This is a genomic window from Streptomyces sp. NPDC002088 (assembly GCF_040296605.1).
Classification (GTDB): Bacteria; Actinomycetota; Actinomycetes; order Streptomycetales; family Streptomycetaceae; genus Streptomyces.
In genome coordinates this window covers 185401-206035 of record NZ_JBEOXO010000015.1, presented here as the reverse complement: position 1 = coordinate 206035, position 20635 = coordinate 185401, and the positions used below count along the sequence as shown (strand labels likewise).

Annotated in this window: 16 protein-coding genes and 4 pseudogenes; 10 read left to right on the top strand and 10 right to left on the bottom strand. The window is 70.9% G+C overall.

Annotated features, from left to right (window positions below; all coding sequences use genetic code 11):
- Positions 1 to 141 precede the first annotated feature (141 nt).
- From ABT114_RS29525 to ABT114_RS29510, 4 genes and pseudogenes are all read right to left on the bottom strand, one after another.
- A pseudogene (locus ABT114_RS29525) lies at positions 142 to 669 on the bottom strand (transposase family protein); the annotation flags it as partial.
- Positions 670 to 719: 50 nt separating this feature from the next.
- Positions 720 to 800 (bottom strand): annotated as a pseudogene (locus ABT114_RS29520) (VOC family protein); the annotation flags it as partial.
- Between the two features lie 449 nt (positions 801 to 1249).
- On the bottom strand, positions 1250 to 1522 hold the full coding sequence (locus tag ABT114_RS29515) for an SDR family NAD(P)-dependent oxidoreductase (RefSeq protein WP_502988413.1): 273 nt from the start codon (positions 1520 to 1522) through the stop codon (positions 1250 to 1252).
- A 266-nt stretch (positions 1523 to 1788) separates the two neighbouring features.
- Positions 1789 to 2436: a cysteine hydrolase family protein gene (locus tag ABT114_RS29510; protein WP_351145933.1), complete on the bottom strand. Its 648-nt coding sequence runs from the start codon at positions 2434 to 2436 to the stop codon at positions 1789 to 1791.
- Positions 2437 to 2663: 227 nt separating this feature from the next.
- Between ABT114_RS29510 and ABT114_RS29505 the strand changes: the two are divergent.
- From ABT114_RS29505 to ABT114_RS29495, 3 genes and pseudogenes are all read left to right on the top strand, one after another.
- Positions 2664 to 2981 (top strand): annotated as a pseudogene (locus ABT114_RS29505) (transposase); the annotation flags it as partial.
- 407 nt (positions 2982 to 3388) lie between these two features.
- Positions 3389 to 3781 (top strand): hypothetical protein, encoded by a 393-nt coding sequence (locus tag ABT114_RS29500; protein WP_351145934.1) that lies wholly within the window; start codon positions 3389 to 3391, stop codon positions 3779 to 3781.
- A gap of 415 nt (positions 3782 to 4196) precedes the next feature.
- Positions 4197 to 4991, top strand: a complete 795-nt coding sequence (locus ABT114_RS29495) for an alpha/beta fold hydrolase (RefSeq protein ID WP_351145911.1) — start codon at positions 4197 to 4199, stop codon at positions 4989 to 4991.
- Between the two features lie 27 nt (positions 4992 to 5018).
- Here ABT114_RS29495 and ABT114_RS29490 read toward each other — a convergent pair whose 3' ends face one another.
- Together ABT114_RS29490 and ABT114_RS29485 are read right to left on the bottom strand one after the other, a co-directional pair.
- Positions 5019 to 5150: a hypothetical protein gene (locus tag ABT114_RS29490; protein ID WP_351145910.1), complete on the bottom strand. Its 132-nt coding sequence runs from the start codon at positions 5148 to 5150 to the stop codon at positions 5019 to 5021.
- Between the two features lie 137 nt (positions 5151 to 5287).
- A pseudogene (locus ABT114_RS29485) lies at positions 5288 to 5447 on the bottom strand (IS5/IS1182 family transposase); the annotation flags it as partial.
- Positions 5448 to 5553: 106 nt separating this feature from the next.
- Here ABT114_RS29485 and ABT114_RS29480 point away from each other — a divergent pair.
- Positions 5554 to 6717: an acyltransferase family protein gene (locus ABT114_RS29480; RefSeq protein WP_351145909.1), complete on the top strand. Its 1164-nt coding sequence runs from the start codon at positions 5554 to 5556 to the stop codon at positions 6715 to 6717.
- A gap of 488 nt (positions 6718 to 7205) precedes the next feature.
- Here the strand turns inward: ABT114_RS29480 and ABT114_RS29470 are convergent, their stop codons facing one another.
- The 4 genes from ABT114_RS29470 to ABT114_RS29455 form a co-directional block, all read right to left on the bottom strand.
- Positions 7206 to 7541 (bottom strand): hypothetical protein, encoded by a 336-nt coding sequence (locus ABT114_RS29470; protein WP_351145908.1) that lies wholly within the window; start codon positions 7539 to 7541, stop codon positions 7206 to 7208.
- A gap of 283 nt (positions 7542 to 7824) precedes the next feature.
- On the bottom strand, positions 7825 to 8001 hold the full coding sequence (locus ABT114_RS29465; RefSeq protein WP_351145907.1) for a hypothetical protein: 177 nt from the start codon (positions 7999 to 8001) through the stop codon (positions 7825 to 7827).
- 249 nt (positions 8002 to 8250) lie between these two features.
- The gene (locus tag ABT114_RS29460) at positions 8251 to 9849 is read right to left on the bottom strand and encodes a glycerol-3-phosphate dehydrogenase/oxidase (RefSeq protein ID WP_351145906.1); all 1599 of its coding nucleotides are present in this window, start codon (positions 9847 to 9849) and stop codon (positions 8251 to 8253) included.
- Entirely contained in the window at positions 9846 to 10445 is a 600-nt protein-coding gene (locus ABT114_RS29455) for a TetR/AcrR family transcriptional regulator (protein WP_351145905.1), read from the bottom strand. The genes ABT114_RS29460 and ABT114_RS29455 overlap by 4 nt, the downstream gene beginning before the upstream one ends.
- 76 nt (positions 10446 to 10521) lie before the next feature.
- On the opposite strand from ABT114_RS29455, the gene ABT114_RS29450 reads away from it, so the two are divergent.
- The 6 genes from ABT114_RS29450 to ABT114_RS29425 all read left to right on the top strand — a co-directional run bounded on the left by ABT114_RS29450 (position 10522) and on the right by ABT114_RS29425 (position 20360).
- Positions 10522 to 12114 (top strand): FAD-binding oxidoreductase, encoded by a 1593-nt coding sequence (locus ABT114_RS29450; protein WP_351145904.1) that lies wholly within the window; start codon positions 10522 to 10524, stop codon positions 12112 to 12114.
- A gap of 114 nt (positions 12115 to 12228) precedes the next feature.
- Positions 12229 to 13110, top strand: a complete 882-nt coding sequence (locus ABT114_RS29445; RefSeq protein ID WP_351145903.1) for a YegS/Rv2252/BmrU family lipid kinase — start codon at positions 12229 to 12231, stop codon at positions 13108 to 13110.
- 650 nt (positions 13111 to 13760) lie between these two features.
- Positions 13761 to 16007: an IS1096 element passenger TnpR family protein gene (locus tag ABT114_RS29440; protein ID WP_351145902.1), complete on the top strand. Its 2247-nt coding sequence runs from the start codon at positions 13761 to 13763 to the stop codon at positions 16005 to 16007.
- Positions 16004 to 16162 carry a hypothetical protein gene (locus ABT114_RS29435; RefSeq protein WP_351145901.1) on the top strand — a complete coding sequence of 53 codons (159 nt, stop codon included), beginning with the start codon at positions 16004 to 16006 and terminating at the stop codon, positions 16160 to 16162. Before ABT114_RS29440 ends, ABT114_RS29435 begins: the two co-directional genes overlap by 4 nt.
- Complete coding sequence (locus tag ABT114_RS29430) at positions 16159 to 19095, top strand: SCO1167/SCO6262 family helicase (protein WP_351145900.1); 2937 nt, start codon at positions 16159 to 16161, stop codon at positions 19093 to 19095. Before ABT114_RS29435 ends, ABT114_RS29430 begins: the two co-directional genes overlap by 4 nt.
- The gene (locus tag ABT114_RS29425) at positions 19092 to 20360 is read left to right on the top strand and encodes an SWIM zinc finger family protein (protein WP_351145899.1); all 1269 of its coding nucleotides are present in this window, start codon (positions 19092 to 19094) and stop codon (positions 20358 to 20360) included. The genes ABT114_RS29430 and ABT114_RS29425 overlap by 4 nt, the downstream gene beginning before the upstream one ends.
- Positions 20361 to 20635 lie beyond the last annotated feature (275 nt).

Genomic DNA, 20635 nt, shown 5'->3' with positions numbered 1-20635 from the left:
GCGGAAGAAAAAGCGGCACGCCGTCTTGGGCCCCGGTGGCACAGCGGCTGCTCAAGCACCGGGCCGGCCTAGACGACGACGGGTAGGTCACCTTCTGGCTGGACCAGATCGCAACGGTGCTGCCCAGTTGCCAGACCGTTCCTAGGGACTGAGCGGGAGCGAGTCCTGCATCCAGGACTGCTGTTGCTCAGTCGCGTGCTCCGAACGGTGTTGGGCACGCTGGTCACCCGCGTTCGCTCCGCTGCCGGGCGGCACGCATCTGGTGCGTGGTCCGGGGATGCGGGGGCGGGGTTCCTCACGCCCCGGGGCGCCCGGTCGGGCCTGGGCGGTCCGATGCCCCGCACGATCGCTCTGGTCGTGTGGGGGCGGTGCCGTCCGTCGCCGGATCGGGTGTCCGAGGGCGCGTCGCCCGATCGCGATGCTCGCCGCATCGTGCCGGGAAACCTGTCGGTCGGGGCTGGTGAGGGGTTGCTGCCAGTGCTGGGCGCCCCACCGGGAGGTGTAGGCCGGGTCGACCGCGACGATGGCGATGTCCTGCTCGGCGGCCATCGCCACCAGCCGCGCCCTCAGCTTCGCGGTGGGGAAGCGGGAGATCAGACGGCGGAAGCGTTTGTTGCGGCCGTGCTTCTCCCGGCAGCGGCCGTCGGTAAAGTCCAGGTCCTCGACAGCGCCTTTCGGGCGCGGCGTGGCCGTATGCGGTTGCCGTCCGGTGGTCCGATCCAGCCCAGCGCCGTGTAGAAGTCCTTGGCCCGGTCGACGTCGGACACCGGCACCACGACGACCTCGAGTTTCATGTCCATGGCTTGCGCCTCCCGTCTCGGAGGGGATACCGGCGACGGCCGGATCCGCGGTGGCGCCGGGCCTGGAGGACTCATCCCACGGCACTCGAAACGCGTTGCGAGCACCTCGTCTCACGCCCGGCCCGGCAGCTTCCTGACCCTGTCGAACGGGCTGTGTCGTGTTCCAGCGTAGACACGCGTTCGATCAGGCCGCATGTGGACGCTCGCCCACTTCGCCGGCGGCTGATCGCGAAAGGCGCCGGACGAAGGGGTGCTGCCTGCGGGAGCCCGCGCGCTCGACAGCCGACTGAGGCCTGGGCCGAGGGCAGTGGGCGGTCAGTGTGCGACGAGCTGCTGGCCTCCGTCGATGTCGTACGTGGCGCCGGTGAGGGCGCCGTTGGCCATGATGTGCAGCGCGAGGGCGGCAACATCCGCCGGTCCGACCACTCGGCCAATGGGCAGCGTCTTCCTCAACTCCTCGCGTCTGCCTCCAGTTGGTCACCGAGAAGGGAGGCCGACAGCGGTGTGTCCACGAACCCGGCAGCCGTGCTCAGCGGGTTCAGTTCGTCCGCCGCCCGCTTCAGGCGTTCGGTGTCGCGCGCCACGAGCACCAGCTCGCCGTCGGCCGCACGCACCTGTCGCGCGGTCTCCAGACCGATGCCCTCGCTGCCTCCCACCACCACGACCGCCTGCCCGGCCAGGCCGCCGCGCGCTCCACCGGCTCCTCCATCGGTCCCATTCACAGGGGTCACCACCCTCAGAACGCGGCTTCCGTACGTACCTCCGCTCGCCCCGTATGATCGCCTCCGCTTCTTCCGGGCCCTCGTTCTCCTGTTGTGCTCCCGCCCCGGCGCTCACCCCTCCACACCAATGGCGGTCCCGCGTCTCGCGGTTGAGACTTTCGCGCTGCGCTCCTGCGCGCCGGGGATGCACAGGATCCGTAGGCGAGCCGCTGGGGCCGACCAGCCCAGCGCCCGGCCGGCCAAACCCGGATGCCGGGGATTTGGTACTACGGGGACCCCTTTCCGGCCCGGCCGTTCACGATGTCGACGAACTCATCTGTTGCGAGGATGGCATGGGCGTACAGGGGCGCGTTGAGCTCGAATGTCGCTGTCATCTCCTCCCAGCTGAAGGAGGCGATGGCGTCGCGGATGAGGGTCACGTGGTAGCCCAGCTCCTGACCGAAGCGTGCGGTGGTGTCCACACAGGTGTTGGCCCGCATACCGATCAGCAGGATCTTCCGGATGTGGTGCTGCTTGAGCATGAAGTCGAGGTCTGTGTTCGCGAAGCCGCTCGAGGCCCAGTGCTGGCGCATGACGAGCTCGTCCTCGCGGGGGTGGAAGTCGGGGTGCCACTCGGCCCCCCAGCTGCCCTCGGCAAAGGTCTGCTGGGTCACGATGCGCTGTTGGGTCGGAGACAGGTGGTCCCACGTGATGTAGTCGTTCGGCGTCGTCTGGTGGTGGGGCACGATGAAGACGCGAAAGCCCCGGCTGCGGGCCGTGGCGAGCATGGTGCGCATGTGGTCGAGCAGGCAGACGCCTTCCGCCACTTCCTTTGCTCGGGGCCAAAGCTTGCCGCCTTCGGAAAGGAAGTCGTTGTATGGGTCAACGATCAGAAGAGCGGTTTGGTCCGGGGGGTACGGCGCTGCAGAAGTCATGAACAGTTCCCATCTGGTCAGCAAACGGATCGATCGCAGCTGGGATGCAAAAAGGAGTGGACGGCCAGGACAGGCCCCAGGTCCTCTGGCGCAGACGGCCAACTCGCCCTTCAGTCTGTCACTCGTCCGACCGAAAGGCATCCGCGCCGGGTGGTACCCGGCTAGCTTGACTCTGTCGGAGATCTTGGATTTTCCCGGTGCGCCGGCATGATCAGCGGGCATGCTCGATGCTGTTTCGCAGGCCGATGCAGTTGCCGAGGTGTCCGTTGTCGCTCCGTCCCCGTTCCGGTGAGCAAGTCCCGTTTCTGACCGCGCAGATCGCGCGGGCGAGTAACCCGGACGGTACGACGGCGATGTGGGTGAGAGACCACCTCGACGGACTGTGGTGTGATAGGGATTTCGCTGGCTGGTACCCGCGCGACGGACGCCCCGGCATCTCGCCGGCCCAACTGGCCACCGTGTGTGTACTGCAGTTCCTGCTCGGTCTGTCGGACCGGCAGGCGGCCGAGGCGGTGCGCTGCCGCATCGATTTCAAGTACGCCATGGCCCTGGAGCTGGACGATCCCAGCTTCCACCACAGCGTCCTGGCCGACTTCCGCGAGCGCCTCGCCCAGGACGACCGCGCCGACCGACTTCTCGATCTGGCGCTCGCCCGCCTGAAGGAAGCCGGCCTCGTGCGCGAGCGCACCACGCAGCGCACCGACTCCACCCACGTCCTGGCCGCGGTGCGTGATCTGACCCGGCTGGAACTGGTCACCGAGGCCGTCCGCGCTGTCCTAGAGGAAGTGGCCCGCACCGCTGATCACTTGCTGACCGGCCTGGTCGACGAGGACTGGGGGCGCCGCTACGGCCGTCCGGTCCGCTGGGCAAGAACCCCACCCGCCCCAAGACCAGGATCCTCGCCGCCGGCGACGACGCATGCCGACTGTGAGAACACCTCCACCGGCAGGGATTGGGCTACCGGCCCGGCCCGCAGGCCGAGGCCCTGCGGCAGATCGTCGTGCAGAACTACTACCGCGACGCGGCAGGCCGCCTGCGCTGGCGCACTGCCGACGACGGCGGACTACCGCCCTCCTCCTCGGCGATCCTCTCTCCCTACGACACCACGGCGCGCTATGTCCGCCATGGGCACATCATCAGCTGGAAGGGGTTCGCCGCGCATGTCATCGAGACGTGCGCCTCCGGCAACGTCAACGTGATCACGGACGTGGCCACCACCTCGGCCGCCACGAACGACGCCCAGGCCCTGCCCGGCACCCCCACCCGCCTGGCCCGTCGCGGACTGCTGCCCGCCGAGCACCTGGTCGACGGCGGCCAGCCCAAAGAGCTCGTAACACGATCATGAGCAGGCCTTCTTGAGGCACCTCCAGCAGATGAGGTTGCAGCTCAACGAGAGCGAGACTTCGTGGAGTTCAATGCGCTTCTCTCAGCAGACGGCCAGGCGGTTGAACTCGTGAAGCAGGCCGACGCTCTACTCGACGACGTGGCGTAGCCCGTCCAGGCCCTTGATATTCAGGACGCCCTTCCGAGAGGCCACTGGCAGTGTCCGGCGGCATCGCAGACCAGGAGGCGCTTGCCGCCCCTCTCCACCAGTCAAACGATGACAGGCCGGTCGTGGCGCTCCCGTTCCGCGCGAACCTGGAGCCGTTCACGCATGCCAGCGACCAGTCGGGTTGGCCGACTACACTGCCCCGAAATTCATACAGACGTCTTACACGAACGTCTTGTACATGCGTATAAATGTCGTCTACGGTGAACCCATGAACACCGACAACGCCAAGCGTTCCGCGCTCACCATCGACGGCCGCACCCTGTCCTATGTGGACTTCGGCGGACCGGGCCGCCCGCTGCTCGCCCTGCACGGACACATGTCCGAGGGCATGTCGTATGCCGATCTCGCCGCCCGCCTCGCCCCGGACTGGCGGGTCATAGCGCCCGATCAGCGCGGCCACGGCAACTCCGACCGGGCGGCCGACTACAGCCGGGAGGGCTACCTCGCCGACCTGGAAGCCCTCATGGACCACCTGGGACTGGACCGCGCGGCTCTCCTCGGCCACTCGCTCGGCGCGATCAATGCCTACCAGTTCGCCGCCCGCCGCCCCGAGCGAGTGACCGCGCTGGTCAACGGGGAGGGCTGTGCCGAGCTCGGCCTGGACGGCAGCAACCCCCTGGCGTTCGTGCTGAACCTTCCGGAGGGCAACTGCCCCAGCCGGGAGACATTCGTGGCGCAGCTGGGACCGTTCGCCCCCTTCCTCGAATCCGCCGTTCGCGAGCGGCCGGACGGAACTTGGGGCCTGCACTTCCACCCCAAGGACATCTACGAATCCGAGGACCAGGTCCACGGCGACCACTGGGCAGACTGGACCGGCTCCGCCTGCCCAGCACTGCTGATACGCGGCGCCAAAGGCGGTGTGCTGTCGGCGGAGCAGGCAGCACAGATGACCGCTCGGCGGCCGGGCACCCGTCTCGTCGAACTGGGGACGGACCACTTCTTGTACGCCAACGACCCAGTCGGTTTCGCGGACGCGGTTCGGGACTTTCTTGCCTCGGCATAGCCACTCGACTTTCGCTGTTTTCGTAGGTCATGGGGTGGTGTTGGCGCTGGCTGTGGCCCAGGCGTGCTGGACGGCGCGGATTTCGTCGGGGGTGGGCTGAGCTGGATCGACCGCGGAAAACCGGGCGGCGATGATGACGCGGCGGAGCTTGGCGGTCATGTCAGCGAAGGACGGCTCGGTCTTGGTGGTGTACCAGGGCGAGCGCCGGCGGGTCTCGGCTGCGTCGTCGGGATGGTGGCCGAGCAGCGTGTACCAGACGACGGTGATCGTGTAGCACAGGCAGGGCTACCGGGCACCGCAGTCACCGACCCGCGGCGTAGGTACACCAGGCCGAACAGGGCACGCTGGTGCGGCGGGAGCTTGCGGCGGCGGTTCACCCTCGCGGGTGACGATGAGCATCGTGACCCACTCGACCAGGGCGTGAGGCAGGTCGAGTGCGGCAGGATAGGGAACCAACCGGGTAGCTCCAGCGCCGGTGGGTTGAGACTTCGAACACCTCTCTCCGGGAGCGAGAGCTCACTGGGTATCAAATTGTTCCCCGGAGCGAAGGAGACACGGTCGCATGCTGTCTCCTGCCGGCTCGGAAAGACTTCCGTCACTGACCGGGTTGCGCTTCCTCCTGGCGGCCTGTGTCCTGATGGCCCATGCCTTGTCGGGTTCGGCAATCTTCAGCGAAAAACTGCAGGCTGTGCTTTCCGTCCCAGCGGCGCCGCTTGCCACCTCCGCGGTATCCGGGTTCTTTGTCCTCTCCGGCTTCGTACTTGCCTGGTCGTACCGGCCGGGGGATCGTGCCCGAGCCTTCTGGCGACGCCGCTTTGGAAAGATTTACCCCAACCACGCGTTGGGCTGGGTTCTGGGTGCGCTCTTCTTTGTGGTCACGACCGCCCCTAGCCCCATGGCGGTCGGCGGCAGCGCAACCGTGCTGGGCGGGGCTGCAGAGCTGTTCCTGGTGAAGGTCTGGGTGCCTGCTCCGGAAGTATTCAATGGCTTCAACGACCCGTCTTGGTCTGTTTGTTGCGAGGCTTTCTTCTACCTGCTTTTCCCGGTGCTGATTCCTGCTGCCCGCAGGTTGACCCGGACCGGGCTGCGTTGCGCGTGGCTGGCCCTTTCCTGCGCGATCCTCACGTTCCCCGCACTGGCGATGGCGCTCGGTGGGCGAGCGCTCCCGGGCTGGCCGCTCGGTCTGAACGCGCTCTGGTTCGCCTACGTCTTCCCGCCCGTACGATTGACGGAGTTCATGCTCGGAATCGTCACCGCGCGCCTCGTCCAGGAGGGGTCCTGGCCACGGTTGAACGCGCCGATCCGTATCGGAGTCTTGGCGACGGTACTCGCCGCAACTCCATTCGTTCCTCTGACGTATTGCCTCGGGGCCAGCTATGGCGTGCCTTTCTCCTTGATCATTGCCGGGCTGGCCGTGCGAGACATCCAAGGCCGGAGCCGTTTGCTCGCCCGGCCGGCCGTGGTCACGCTGGGGGAGGCTTCGTATGCCCTTTACATCGTTCACTTTCCCTTGTTGATGTCCGCCCGGCAGGCCGTCGGCGTCAATCACCGGTTCGCCGTGCTGAACGGCGTCCTGTTTGCAGCGGGGCTGATGGTGGCGGCGCAGGTGGTGGCTCTGCTGGTCCATCGACGGTACGAACGGCCAATCCAGGCGCGCTTCGCTCGGGGCACCCGCGCCGTGTCGTCCGGCCGCCTTGAACACAGCACAGCGTCCGTATCCGACTAAGAAGATGTCCTATGTGGTGAGTCGAATGTATCGCTTGTAGCAGCAGACCGCGGGGCGAGGCCGAAAAGGCCAGGTAGTTGCGGGGGTGGCGTTCGTAGCAGGGTGACAGACCGCCAATCAACCTGACAGCGCCCCGCCGATTCTTCTCCCATCTCCCCACCGCCACAGCCGACTTCGCCAACTCAACCTGACCTGCGGCCTCAACGGAGGTCTGCGAAAACAGCGAAAGTCGAGTAGCCATGGCCCACGGCCTTTCCGGCCCTCCCCGATGGATCATGATGCGGCCTTCTTGAGGCGCCTCCAGCAGATGAGGCTGCAGGCCAGTGAGATGAAAGCGTCGTGGAGTTCAAGACGCCTCTCCCAGCGCACAGCAAGGCGTTTGAACTGGTGGAGCAGGGCGAAGGTCTGCTCCACGACGTAGCGGAGCTTGCCCAGGGTGAAGACGCGGCTGAAACAGATGCAATACCGCCCCCGCCTCCTCGAGGGTCTCATCGCCAAAACCGGGCTCGACCTCGGCGCCGCCAAAGGCCGTTCCCTGTCGGCAGTCGGGAAATAGTCGGCGCCTCAGGGCGGGTCAGAGGGACCTCGTCGGCAGTTCCAGGACCGCGCGTGCAGCGTCGCGGACATCCGGGCGGGATCTCGACGTCTTTGCCGTCGATCTCCGCGGTGAGCTTGCCGGACTTCTGGCTTACCTCGCGGGTGGACAGCACGCGCCAGTCGTGTCCGTCTTCGGGGGCGTCGGGGCTGAGGATGTCGGCGTTGGGCCGGATGACGATCCAGCCTTCGCCGGCCACGGTCAGGTGCTTGCCGAAGGCGCCGAGCATCTTGGCCTGCCCGTCGGGGCCGCCCGCGATCTGCTGGACGATCTCCGAGGCGCGGTGGTTGGGGGGGGGACTGGCTCGATCGTGCCGTCGTCGGCGCGGCGGCCCGCGTACAAGGTGGCGCCGGCCATCCCGTTGGCGAGGTAGGTCGCGGCGAAGCGGACCTCGGGGACGGCGTGGTACAGCTGCCAGGCCCGAGTCTGCCATCCCTGGTCAGTGGCAGCCTTGACAGAGCGGGCCTTCTGGTCGATGTATCGGGAGGCCGAGACGGTCAGTGAGCCGGTCGTCACTTGCCCACCTCGCCAAGGGTGTCGTCGACGCGGTTGAGGAGGACGGCGGCACCGGCGACGGCGAACCACTCGACGCCGTGGATCAGGAGGGGGCGACGTCTGACTGGCCGGTGGTGAGGGGCCAGGTGGCGAGCAGGGTCCCGGCGATCCACCAGCCCATGCAGTAGGCGCAAGAGATCAGCGTAACGGCCGCGGTGCGCAGGCCGCTGTCGGTCTTGCGGCTGTGCCAGTCGAAGACGACGGAGCGGGCGGGGTCCAGGATCGTGTCATGGACAACCGGTCTCGATCCTGCGGGGCGTCGGGGCGGCCTCCTCCCCTGCGCGCCATCACGAACGGCTCGGCCCCGAGCCCCGGGCCAGGACGGCTCCGCCCGACGGCGGCGCGGCGCCTTTGTGCCGCTCCGCGCCGTCCGCTGGGGCGTTTCAAGCAGGCTGAGCGGCGGCCGCGTCGAGTGCCTCCCGGGCCGCCGCCACGGCCGCCGCCCGGTCCTGCGGCACGAGCCCGATGCGGGTACGCCGGTCCAGGAGATCGGCCTCGTCCAGGGCGCCCTCGTGCAGGGCGGCCCACAGCAGGGCTCCACGTGTGACGGGGTTCCCCGGCACCACGGGCTCGTTCAGGTGGGGATCGCGGGTGCCCAGAGCGTGCACGGCGGGAGCCTCGGTGCCGTAGCGGCGGACCAGGTGGCCGGGTGCCGCGAGCGCGCCCAGCCGGTGCGGGGCGGCGGCTCCGACCAGGGGCAGGGACGCGGTGGTCGAGCCACCGGCGCGCAGGCCGCGGGCCTCGACCGCCGCGTCGACGGCGTCCTGTGCCATGCGCCGATAGGTGGTGAGTTTCCCTCCGACGACGGTGACCACCCCTTCGCCGGAGGTGAGGACGGCGTGCCGGCGCGAGATGTCGGAGGTACGAGTGGTGTCCGCCGGCCGTGTCGGCACGGTGTCCAGCAGGGGGCGCAGTCCCGCGAAGGCGCCCACGACGTCGTGGCGCCTCACCGGTGTGTGGAGGGCGGAGCCCAGGACGTCCAGCAGAAAGCCGATGTCCGACTCGGGTACCTCGGGCACGTCTGGTATGTCACCGTCGACGGGCTCGTCGGTCAGGCCGACGTACACGCGGCCGTCGTCCTGCGGCAGCACCAGGACGAATCGATTGGTCTCCCCTGGAATCGGAATGTGCAGGCCTGCGGGCAGCGGTCCGAGCAGGTCGGCGCGCAGGACCAGATGGGTGCCGCGCGAGGGGCGGATGCGGATGCCCTCGACCAGGTCGCCCGCCCATACGCCGGATGCGTTGATCACCGCGCGGGCCCTGATGTCGCCTTGTTCTCCGGTGAGTTCGTCGCGGACGCGGGCGGTGGTCCCGCTGAGCTCAAGGGCCCTGACCCTGGTGAGGATCTTCGCGCCGTGGGCGGCTGCGCTGCGGGCGAGCGCGGTGACCAGACGGGCGTCGTCGGTCACCCGGCCGTCCCAGGACAGCAGGCCGCCGCGCAGGCCGCCGGGGCGTACGGACGGTGTCAAGTGGTGGGCTTCGACGGCGGAGAGGCGGCGCGGCGCGGGCAGGGTGGCACGAGAGGTGCGGGCCGCCAGGCGCAGGGCGTCCCCGGCCCGGAAGCCGGCCCAGGCCAGGGACGCCTGACCTCGTGACACCGAAGGCGTCAGGGGCAGGACGAAGGGCTGGGCGCGCACCAGGTGAGGGGCGGTGCGTTCCATGAGGACACCGCGTTCGACAGCGCTTTCGTGGGCTACGTCGAACTGCCCCGAAGCCAGGTAGCGCAGTCCGCCGTGGATGAGTTTGGAACTCCAGCGCGATGTGCCGAAAGCGAGGTCGTGGGCGTCGACAGCGACGACGCTGAGGCCGCGCGCGGCGGCGTCCAGCGCGACCCCGGAGCCGGTGGCGCCGAGCCCGACGACCAGGACGTCCACCACGTCGGCGTCGACGGCCTCGGTCAGTTCGCGGCGCCGGCGGGCGGCGGAGAGAGACGATCCGGAGGCGGGGGCGGCCGAGCCGGACGGACTGCTGATGGGGCTCATGGGGTCAGGGTCCTCTCCAGAAGCGTGCGCAGTTCGTCGAGGAAGGCGGAGCTGGTGAGTTCGGGGTCGTCCTCGTCGGTCATGGTCCGCAGCGACAGGGTGAAGGACTGCACCACGAGCAGTACCGCGCGGGCCTGCCGGCCTGTGTGTGTCCGCCGCACCGACCCGTCGGCGTGGCCCTCCTTCAGTGCGTCGACGAGCAGGCTCAGCAGGGCTTCCTGGCTGGCTCCCCGGCGGTCCAGGACGTAGGTCAGCAGGAGTTCGGGGTCGACATCGATGATCTTGCGGAAGAGCGGGTGGGCCCGGAACGCCGCGACTCCGGCCACGAGACCGTCCACGATCAGGCCGCGCATGTCCCGGCCGGGCCGGCGCTGCGGCATGGCGCGGCTCGCCACGTCGATCCATTCACGCGTCATCAGGTCGCCGACCAGTGACCGCACGTCGGGCCAGCGGCGGTAGAGCGTCATCCGCGAGACGCCGGCGCGGCGGGCGACGTCGGTGAGGGTGGTGCGCCGAACGCCGAACGCCAGCACGCAGTCGCGTGCGGCGTCGAGGACGGGGTCGGTGTCCGAGTGGTTGTGACGAATAGGCGCCATGTGTAACAGTGTAACGCCCTGTGCGGCCGTGCGGGAGACGGCGCGTCGCCAACCGACCGATGAGGACAAACCGTTCATGGACATGCTGTGGAGTGGCTGGGGCGACCCCGCCAAGGCGGCACCGCTGCCCGACTCGGTGACCGCTCTGCTGCGGGACCTGCTCGGCGTCAAGCCGCGGGACACCGACACGCACGCTCTCGAGGAGATCTCCCTTCCCCAGCCCCCGTTGGACGCCGCCGGCCTGCGCGCGCTGGCGGAGGCCGTCGGCGGCGAGGCCCACGTGAACACCGACGCGGAGAGCCGGATCAGGCACACGCGCGGCAAGTCGACGCCCGACCTGTTGAAGATCCGTGCCGGAGACGTCGTGGACGCCCCAGCGGCCGTCGTCCTGCCCGCCACCCACAGCGAGGTCCTCGCCGTGCTGCGGGTGTGCGCCGAACACGGCCTCGCGGTCGTCCCGTTCGGAGGCGGTACGTCCGTCGTCGGCGGCCTCGCCCCCGAGCGCCGCACCTTCGTCGCCCTGGACCTGCGCCGTATGAACGCCCTGCTCGACGTCGACCCCGTCTCACGGACCGCCACCCTCCAGCCGGGCCTTCGCGCACCCGACGCGGAGGCGCTCCTGGCCGAGCACGGGTTCACCCTCGGGCACTTCCCCCAGTCCTACGAGTGGGCGACGATCGGCGGATTCGCAGCCGCCCGTTCCAGCGGACAGGCCTCCGCCGGATACGGCCGCTTCGACGAGATGGTCCTCGGCCTCACCGTCGCGACCCCCGAAGGCACCCTGAATGCGGGACGCGCGCCGCGCTCGGCGGCCGGCCCCGATCTGCGGCAGCTGATCCTCGGCTCCGAGGGAGCCTTCGGTGTCATCACCGCCGTCACGGTACGCGTCAGGCCCCTGCCGCAGACCCGTATCTACGAAGGGTGGCGCTTCGCCTCCTTCGAGCAAGGCGCCACCGCCCTGCGCCGGCTCGCCCAGGACGGCCCGCGTCCTACGGTGCTACGGCTGTCCGACGAGACAGAGACCTTCATCGGTCTCGCCCAGCCCGACGCCATCGGTTCGTCCGAGATGCCGACGAACGCCGGATGCACGGCGATCGCCGGATACGAGGGGACCGAGGAGGAAACGGCGAGCCGCCGCGAGCGGGCCGCCGCGGTGCTGCGCGCCGCCGGAGGCACCTTCCTGGGAGCGGAGCCCGGCGAACGCTGGGCACACGGCCGCTATGCGGCACCGTACCTGCGGGACTCCCTGCTCGACGCCGGCGCCTTCGCCGAGACCCTGGAGACGGCGACCTTCTGGTCGCGTGTTCCCGAGCTCTACGCGGCCGTGCGAACCGCGCTGACCGACACCCTCACCGAGGCAGGCACCCCGCCCCTCGTGATGTGCCACATCTCGCACGTGTACGAGAACGGCGCCTCGCTGTACTTCACCGTGGTCAGCGCACAGGGCGAGGACGCCGTGGCCCACTGGGCACCGGCCAAGACGGCAGCCAACGAGGCCGTCCTGAACGCGGGCGGTACGATCAGCCACCACCACGGAGTGGGCACCGATCACCGCGACTGGTACGTGCGGGAGGCCGGGCCGCTGGGTGTCGAGGCCCTGCGCGCCGTCAAGCGGCGGCTGGACCCCGACGGCCTTCTCAATCCCGGGGTGCTGCTGCCCGTGGACTGACTCCCCCGCGCAGACCCCCGGTTGCCGTCCGGCCGCCGGTCCGCCGTCAGACTCCGGCCCCGCACCAGGGGCCGCCCCAGCTCCGTCCCACCGTCACCGCCCGGAGGCACACCGATGCGACAGTTCACCGCCGTCGTCAATCCCACTGCGGGCGACTCAGCCGGAGCGGCGGCGCTGCTCCAGGTCGCCCGTCTGCTGCGGGAGGCCGGAGCGGGGCTGGACACCGAGTACAGCCGCAGCCTCGTCCACGCCCAGGAGCTGGCACGCCGGGCCGGGGAGCAGGGCCGGGTCGTACTCGCCGTCGGCGGCGACGGCATGGCCGGGGGCATAGGCGGCGCTCTCAGCGGTACGGACGCCGTACTGGGCCTGGTGCCCGCGGGCCGCGGCAACGACTTCGCCCGGGCTCTCCAACTGCCCACCGACGGGGCCGGCCTGGCCCGTGTCCTGCTCGACAGCAAGCCGCGGCGCGTGGACACCATCGAGGTCGAGTCGGCGGTGCACCCCCGCACCATCGTGCTGGGCAGCGTGTACGCGGGCGTCGACGCGCTCGCCAACCGGCATGCCAACCAGTCGCGCGTACTGCGTGGGGCCGCCTCTTACTATGCCGGCGGGCTGCGCGCCGTCGCCGGTTGGCGCCCGGCGTCCTACCGAGTCACCGTCGACGGGCAGGAGCACCTGCACCGCGGGTACACCGTCGTGGCCGCCAACTCCGGCTACTACGGCTCCGGGCGCATCGTCGCCCCGACCGCCCGTGTGGACGACGGCCTGCTGGACGTCGTCATGATCCGGGAGGCCCCCCGCCGCCTGTTCTTCACCCTGATGAACGAACTCAAGACCGGCGCCCACGTCGAACGGCCCGAAGTCGTCGTCCTGCGGGGCAGGGAGATCCACATCGAGGCCGACCGGCCTGTGCCCTACGGCGCCGACGGGGAGGTCGAGGCCGTCCTGCCCGTCACCGCCCGGGTGCGGCCGGGCGACCTGGCCATGCTGTTCTGAGCGCAAGTCAGCCGGCCCGGAGCACACCTGCCGCGCCGCCCGCCCCAGAGGCCGGCACCCCCGTACGCGCAGCGGCACGCCTGCGCACGCACCCCGTTGGACGATTCGACAGCCGGTCCGCACACTCCTGAGGACTTGGCCGCATTCGCCACTCGCCTGATCACGACCCATAGCCCTCGCGCATCTGCGGGGCATGGGTCGCCGAACGTACTTGATCACGTGCTGCGGGATGTCGCGACGTGGCCGCACGCTTCCATGAGCAGCTCTCTACGCTCTTGGCACGTGTATCACTGTGTTTGCTCAGATACTGCCCGAGCAGAGCAATCGCGGCGCCGGTCGCCGTGGCCAAGAGCGTGCTCTCGACGGTCCGTCATCGCGCGGAACCCGGCCAAGGCGGGCACTGGCACGTCGTCCTGCCGATGCCGATTGCCGCACGCTCTCCTTGCCGCACAGCGGGACGCCCTGCGGCACGGCAGGCCGAAGCACAAGATGCGGCCCGCACGCAAGTCAGCCGGGTGGGATTCCGTCGAGCGGCTAGTCCGGCGGTTCGCGGCTGCGAGAATGGCCGCCGTCAGCCATTCGGCGTATGGCGGCGGGCGCGCGGCGCGCTGCTGCGCGTATGCCTACGACAAGTGGGAAGCCCTCAGCTCATGACTGCCCAGCCCAGCTCCGGCAAGCACACGTCCTCCGTCCACCAGCTGAAGGTCCAGCTGGAGGGGATGAAGCCGCCGGTGTGGCGACGCATTGTGGTGCCCTCGGACGTTTCGCTGGGCTCGCTGCATGACGTGATCCAAGTGGCGTTCGGCTGGCAGGACATGCACCTGCACGCCTTCGAGGATCCCTCGGGCGGGCGGTATGCCCCGCCGGACGACTTCGGCGTCCCGGCCTTCGACGAGGCGAAGGCTGCCCTCGCGGACGTCCTGCCGCGCACCGGCGACCGCATGGACTACACCTACGACTTCGGCGACGACTGGTTGCACCGGATCACGGTGGAGGAGGTACGCCCCGCCGGGCAGGGCGAGGGGGAGTTTGCGCTGTGCACGGGCGGGCGACGCGCCATGCCCGCCGCCGAGGACGTCGGCGGCGTGTGGAGTCTGGCGGAGCTGCTGCAGCGGTACGAGGCGGGGGAGCGCCCACGTCCCACGCTCATCCGGCACGGCGGTGAGGAGTCGGTGGAGTACGACGGGCTGCACGACGAAGTGCTGGCCGGCCTGTACGAGGAGGACTTCGACCCGGCAGCCTTCGGCCCGGCCGGGGTCACCCGGGCACTCGCTGAGGTCCGGCTGAGGCGGGCGGCAGGCACGCGGCGGGCGGGGCGCAGCGAACGGAGCGCGCGGGGCGTACCTACGGGGATGTACCTCTGCGGATGCGGCGACCTGCATCCTCTGCCCGGTGATGTCGGCGACAGGTCGGCTGAGGAGGAGTCGCTGTCCGACCTCTTCGACGCCGCGGACGTGCGGCTGCCGGCCGTACGGCTGCCCGTCGAGTCGGAGTTGGCCCGCGCGGTGCGCGAGACGCCCGTCTTCATGGCAGCGGTGCGGCTGGGTCACTGGTGCGGCGGTGGCCGGGAGCTGACCCCAAAGGGGTTGCTGCGGCCGAAGCTCGCCCGGCAGGCCGTGGAGGACGCCGAGTTGTGGCGCATCGCCCCTGAGGAATGGGGCGATCCGAAGGAACGTGTCGCACGGTTGGCGAGGATCCGCAGCGCGGGCGACATGGAGCTGGTGGACCTGCCCTGGGAATGGGCGCTGAACTGCGGCTTCGTCGAGGTGGAGGGCAACCGTGCGTACGTCGGCGACGAGGTGCCGGAGGAGGGCGACGACGCGGCGCTGTTGGCCGCCTGGCAGGGGGCGGTTGCGGGCGCAGCGGTCGAGCTCTCCCTCACCTTTCCCGTGCTGGAGGGGCCACTGGGCGAGTTGACACCGCTGCGGGCGCTGATCGAGGAGGCGCCGCCAGTGGTGTTCTTGATGCTGCTTGCGGCGTACGGGCTGCCCGACGGGGAGTGGCTGGACGTAGCGGATTACCTGACTGGCGGCTTGGAGGGGCTGCCTGGGCGGCCGGCCCAGCAGCTGGTGTCGGCGCTCCTCGCCGAGCAATATGACGACATCGCCGGAACGCTGGAGCTGTTCGGCGCCGCCGAGCGCGAAGACGACCGGGCTTTGGCAGACGACGCCCTCGCTGTGCTTCTCGACGGCGGTGGGCGCGACCCGCTGCAGGTCGGCCGCTTCCGGCTCACCCCGCTGGGCCGCTCCGGCCTGCGCACGCTGCTGGCAGGGGCGGGCATCCCGGCGCCGGTAATCGGTTCGCTCGCCGGGGCGGACGCCCGCGAGCTGCTGGCCGCGCTCCCCTCGTATCCGAGCGAGGTGGATGCGGCGGCGGAGTTGGCGGGCTGGCTGGCGGGACGCTCCGCGGCGGACGCGGCGGTGCAGGTGGTGGACGCCTGCGCCGGTACGGAGCCGGCCGACGCGTTGCGCCGACTTGAGGCCCCGCGGGTTCTGGCGGCCGTGCTGGAGGCGGACGAGGCCGGGCGGGCGAAGGCGGTGCTGCGTAAGGCGGCCGTCGCGCAGGTCACCGGTTGCTCGCACGCGGCGGCGTCGATGCTGCGCCGGATCGGCGAGCCCGCCGACGGACAGGCCGCGTGGGGCTTGGAGTGGATGCTGGTGGACGGTGCGCTGCCGTTCGCCCGCCGCGGTGAACAGGCGCTGCGCGAGCGGCTGTTGGCGGGGCAGAGGCCGCGCCCGCTCGACCAGGTGGCCGAGCACGCGGACGACCTGTGGCGCGCCGGCCATCCGCACGCCGGCGAGGTGCTCGGTGCACTGGCCGACGCCGCCAAGCCCGTCGACAAGGCCCTGGCCAAGCGGCTGCGGAAGGCCGCGTTCAAGGCGGGGAGCACCACATGAGCCTGCTCCTCGGCAAGATCGACGCCGGGGGTGTACCGCTCGCGGACCCCGCTGCCGCCGTCCGGGCACGCGAGCACCTCACCATCGGTGGCACGACCGCCGTCTCCACCCCGGCCGACCGGAACACCGCACGCACCGCGAGGAGCACCACGTGAGCCTGCTCGTCAGAGAGATCGACGCCCAGACCTCGCCCCTTGCCGATCCCTCCGCCGTCGCCTGGGCACGCGAGCACCTCGCCGCCGGCGGCTGGGCCGCCGTGTTCACCCCGGCCGAGCCGGGACTGCCGGCCCGGCTCGGCCGTCTGGTGCTCTATCAGCCCGCCGCCGGCGCCCGCCGCGCGCCCGCCCGGGCCGCAGCACCCGAGGCGGTCGAGCAAGTCCGCCTGTCACTGGTCCTGCCGCACGGCGGCGGGGTACGCACCCGCACCCTCGAAGGATGCGCGCTCTCCCCCGGCGACACGCTCGCGCTCCTGCTCGACCTGCCCGCCTCCGGCGTCCATCCGTCGCTCGCCGCATGGGCGGCCGTCGCCCACCGCGCCCTTCAACTGCTCGGCGAGGGGCGCCTGTATCCGGCGCTGACCAGCGACACCTACACCACCTGGCGCTTCGGGCCGCCCGGCACGCGCGGCAAGCGGGACCTGGACGCGCTGGCCGCCGCTCTGCCCCCGTACGCCCACAACCTCCCCGCGCCCCGAACCGGCGACGGGACGCCGCGCATCGCCGAACCGGCCGCCCTGGTACGGGAGTTCTGCGATGCACTCGCCGACGCTCTACCGCGTACCCCGGCCGCCGGCTGGGCCGTGCCCGGCAACCCGTACGCCGACCGCGCCACCGCCCTGCACCCGCGCCTGGCCCAGTGGGCGGCCGAGGCCGCCGCCGAGCGGGCCGCGCAGGTCAGCGTGGAACTGAGGGTGGAACCTCCGGCCGGGCGGCGCCGCTCTTTCCAGGCCGTGCTGCAGTTGCGCACTGCGGCCGATGCGTCCCTGGTCCTGGACGCCGCCGACATGTGGGCCGACCCACACCGCGCGCAGCGCCTGCTCGGCCCGCGCGCCGAGGCCGAGGCACTGCTCGCGCTGCGCCGCGCCGCCCGCGCCTGGCAGCCGCTGACCCGCCTGCTGGCCGAGGCCGCCCCCAGCGCGCTCCGGCTCGACGACGAGGAGGCCATGGAACTGCTGGGGGATGCCACCGACGCGCTACGCACGGCGGGTGTGCGCGTGCACTGGCCGCGGGAGCTGGTCAAGGCGCTTGAGGCGCGGGCGGAGATCGGGGCGGCCGGCGCTCCCGGCGCGAGTGTGGACACCCTGCTGGGCCGCGACGCCCTGCTCGACTTCTCCTGGCATGTCGCGCTCGGCGGCGAGAAGCTCACCGAGGCCGAACTCGATCTGCTCGCCGAGGCCCGCCGCCCGCTGGTCAAACTCCGCGACCAGTGGGTCGTCGCCGACCCGAAGCTGGTGGCCCGCCTCAAGCGGCAGCGCACCCGCGAACTCGCCCCGCTCGACGCTCTCCAGGCGGTGCTGACCGGAGAAGTGGAATGGGACGGCGAGCGCGTCACGGTGGAGGCGGCCGGCGCGTTCGGCGAGCTGGTCGACCGGTTGCGCGACCCCGAGGCCCGTGCCCCCGTCCAGGTGCCGGAGGGCCTGACCGCCACCCTGCGCGGCTACCAGCAGCGCGGCCTGGCCTGGCTGGCGGACATGACCCGTCTCACCCTCGGCGGGATCCTCGCCGACGACATGGGCCTCGGCAAGACGATCACCCTGCTCGCCCTCCACCTGCACCGCCAGGAACATCCCGACACTGCGGGGCCCACCCTCGTGGCCTGCCCGGCCTCACTCCTCGGCAACTGGCAGCGCGAGGCCGCCCGCTTCACCCCCGGCGTCCCGGTGCGCCGCTACCACGGCGGCGAACGCACCCTCGACCACCTCGCCGGTCACGAACTCGTCCTGGTCACCTACGGGGTGCTGCGCCGCGACCGGGAGCGGCTCGCCGCAGTCAAGTGGTCACTCGTCGCCGCCGACGAGGCCCAGCACGTCAAGAACCCCTACTCCACCACCGCCCGCGAGCTGCGTGCCCTGCCCGCCCGCGCCCGCGTCGCGCTCACCGGCACCCCGGTGGAGAACAACCTCTCCGAGCTGTGGGCACTGCTCGACTGGACCACCCCCGGCCTCCTCGGCCCGCTGCCGGCCTTCCGCGACCGCTTCGCGAAAGCCATCGAACGCGGCGCGCTCGGCACCGACACAGACGAGGAAACCGCCGTAGCGGCCCAGCAGGCCGCCGGGCAACTCACCCGCCTGACCCGCCCGTTCCTGCTGCGCCGCCGCAAGTCGGACCCCGGCATCGCCCCCGAGCTCCCGGCCAAGACCGAGACCGACCACCCCATCACGCTCACCCGCGAGCAGGCCGCCCTGTACGAGGCGCAGGTCCGCGAGACCATGGCCCTCATCGAGAAGGCGGACGGCATCGCCCGCCGCGGCCTGGTACTCAAACTCCTCACCGCGCTCAAGCAAATCTGCAACCACCCCGCCCACTACCTGCGCGAGACCGGACCCCTGCCCAGCCGCTCCGGCAAGCTGGACCTCCTCGACGAACTGCTCGACACGGTGGTCGCCGAAGGCGAGGGCGCCCTGGTCTTCACCCAGTACACGCAGATGGGCCGCCTTCTGGAGCGGCACTTCGCCGACCGCGGCGTCCGCGCCCGCTACCTGCACGGCGCCACCCCCGTCCCCCGGCGCGAGGAGATGGTCGCCGCCTTCCAGCAGGGCGACTTCCCCGTCTTCCTGCTCTCCCTGAAGGCTGCCGGCACCGGCCTCAACCTCACCCGCGCCACCCACGTGATCCACTACGACCGCTGGTGGAACCCGGCTGTCGAGGACCAGGCCACCGACCGCGCCTACCGCATCGGCCAAGGCCGCCCCGTCCAGGTGCACCGGCTCATCACCCAGGGCACCGTCGAGGACAAGGTGGCCCGCCTGCTCGGCGCCAAACGCGCCCTCGCGGACCAGGTCATCGCCTCCGGCGAGGCCTCCCTGACCGAACTCTCCGACGCCGAACTCACCGAACTCGTCGCGCTCTCCAAGGAGTTCGAGGCATGACCCCCGCACGCAAGGCCCCCCGCACCGGCACCCGCGCCTTCGCCGCCACCTGGTGGGGCCAGGCCTGGGTGGACGCCCTGGAGGCCTCCACCCTCGACGCCGGCCGCCTTTCCCGCGGCCGCACCTACGCGCGCAAGGGCATGGTCGGCCCGGTCACCGCCGTCCCCGGCCTGCTGCGCGCCAAGGTCGAGGGCAGCACCCCCTGGCCCTACGACGCCGCCGTGCACCTACGCGTCCTCACCGACACCCAGTGGGACACCCTCCTCGACGCCATCGCCGCCCAGGCCGGCCGCACCGCCGCCCTGCTCGACGGCGAGATGCCCGCCGACCTCGTCGCCGACGCCCGCACCGCCGGCGTTCCTCTCCTGCCCGAGGCGAGCGAACTCGACCCCGAATGCTCCTGCCCCGACTGGGGCTACCCCTGCAAGCACGCCGCCGCCTTGTGCTACGCCACCGCCGCTCACCTCGACGACGATCCCTTCTGGCTCTTCACCCTCCGCGGCCGCACCAAGGACGCCGTCCTCACCGAACTGCGCACCCGCCGCCAGACCCTCACCGCCACCGCGACCGAAAACAGCGAGACACCCCGCGGCCAGGGCGTGTCGGCCCGCGACGCGTTCGCCTCCTGGAACGGCACCTTCGCCCTGCCCGCCCCCGAGACCACCGCAGGCACGCCCAGGGAATCAGAGGCAGCCCCCTCCCCACTCACCACCGCTCCCCCACCCGGCGCCCCCTTCACCCTCGACGACCTCCAAGCACTCACCCGCGACACCGCTCAGCGGGCCCGCGGCCTCGCCGCCGGGCACACCACCTCACTCACCAACGCCCCCGTCGAGGACGCCGTACGCCTCGCCGCGACCCGTGTCAGCGAGGACTGGTTCCATCGGCTCGTCCTTGCCACAGGTGTGCCTCCGCTCGACTTCGCCCGCCTGGTCCGTGCCCTGCGCCACGGCGGACCGGCCGGCATCGCCACCGCCCGCGCACCGCTCACTCCGGACCCCGCCGCCATGGCCGCCGCCCGCACCGCCCTCGCCGACCCCGACGCCACGCACGACACCGACGGCGCCCTGCGGCTGCGCGTGTGGCGCAACCGCCTCACCGCCGACGACGACGACATCCAGATCCGCCTCGGTCCCGACAACCGCTGGCATCCCTACATCCGAGAAGGCCATGGCACCGCCGCCGAATGGTGGCCTTGCGCCCCCGCCACAGCCGACCCCGTCGCCGCTTTCCTGGCCGCCCGCACCGCCATCTCGGCGCGCTGACGGGACCGTCGTCGTCCACCACTGCGAGCAGTCTCGAACCGACCCGAAAACGACGAAGATCCCGATCGATCGTGATGATCGACGGGATCTCGTCGACCGCGCTTGAGCCAACCCAAGAGAGCTTCAAGATCGCCCGCGTCCAGCGCCGCCGGACAACTCGCGACAGGCGCGGAGGCAACTGGTACGCACCCGAGGGGACGAGCACCGAGGAGGTCTTCGCCGACTACCGGGCAGCCATCGCGCGCGGACGCCGTGCTCGCTGCCTCCGTGCCCGA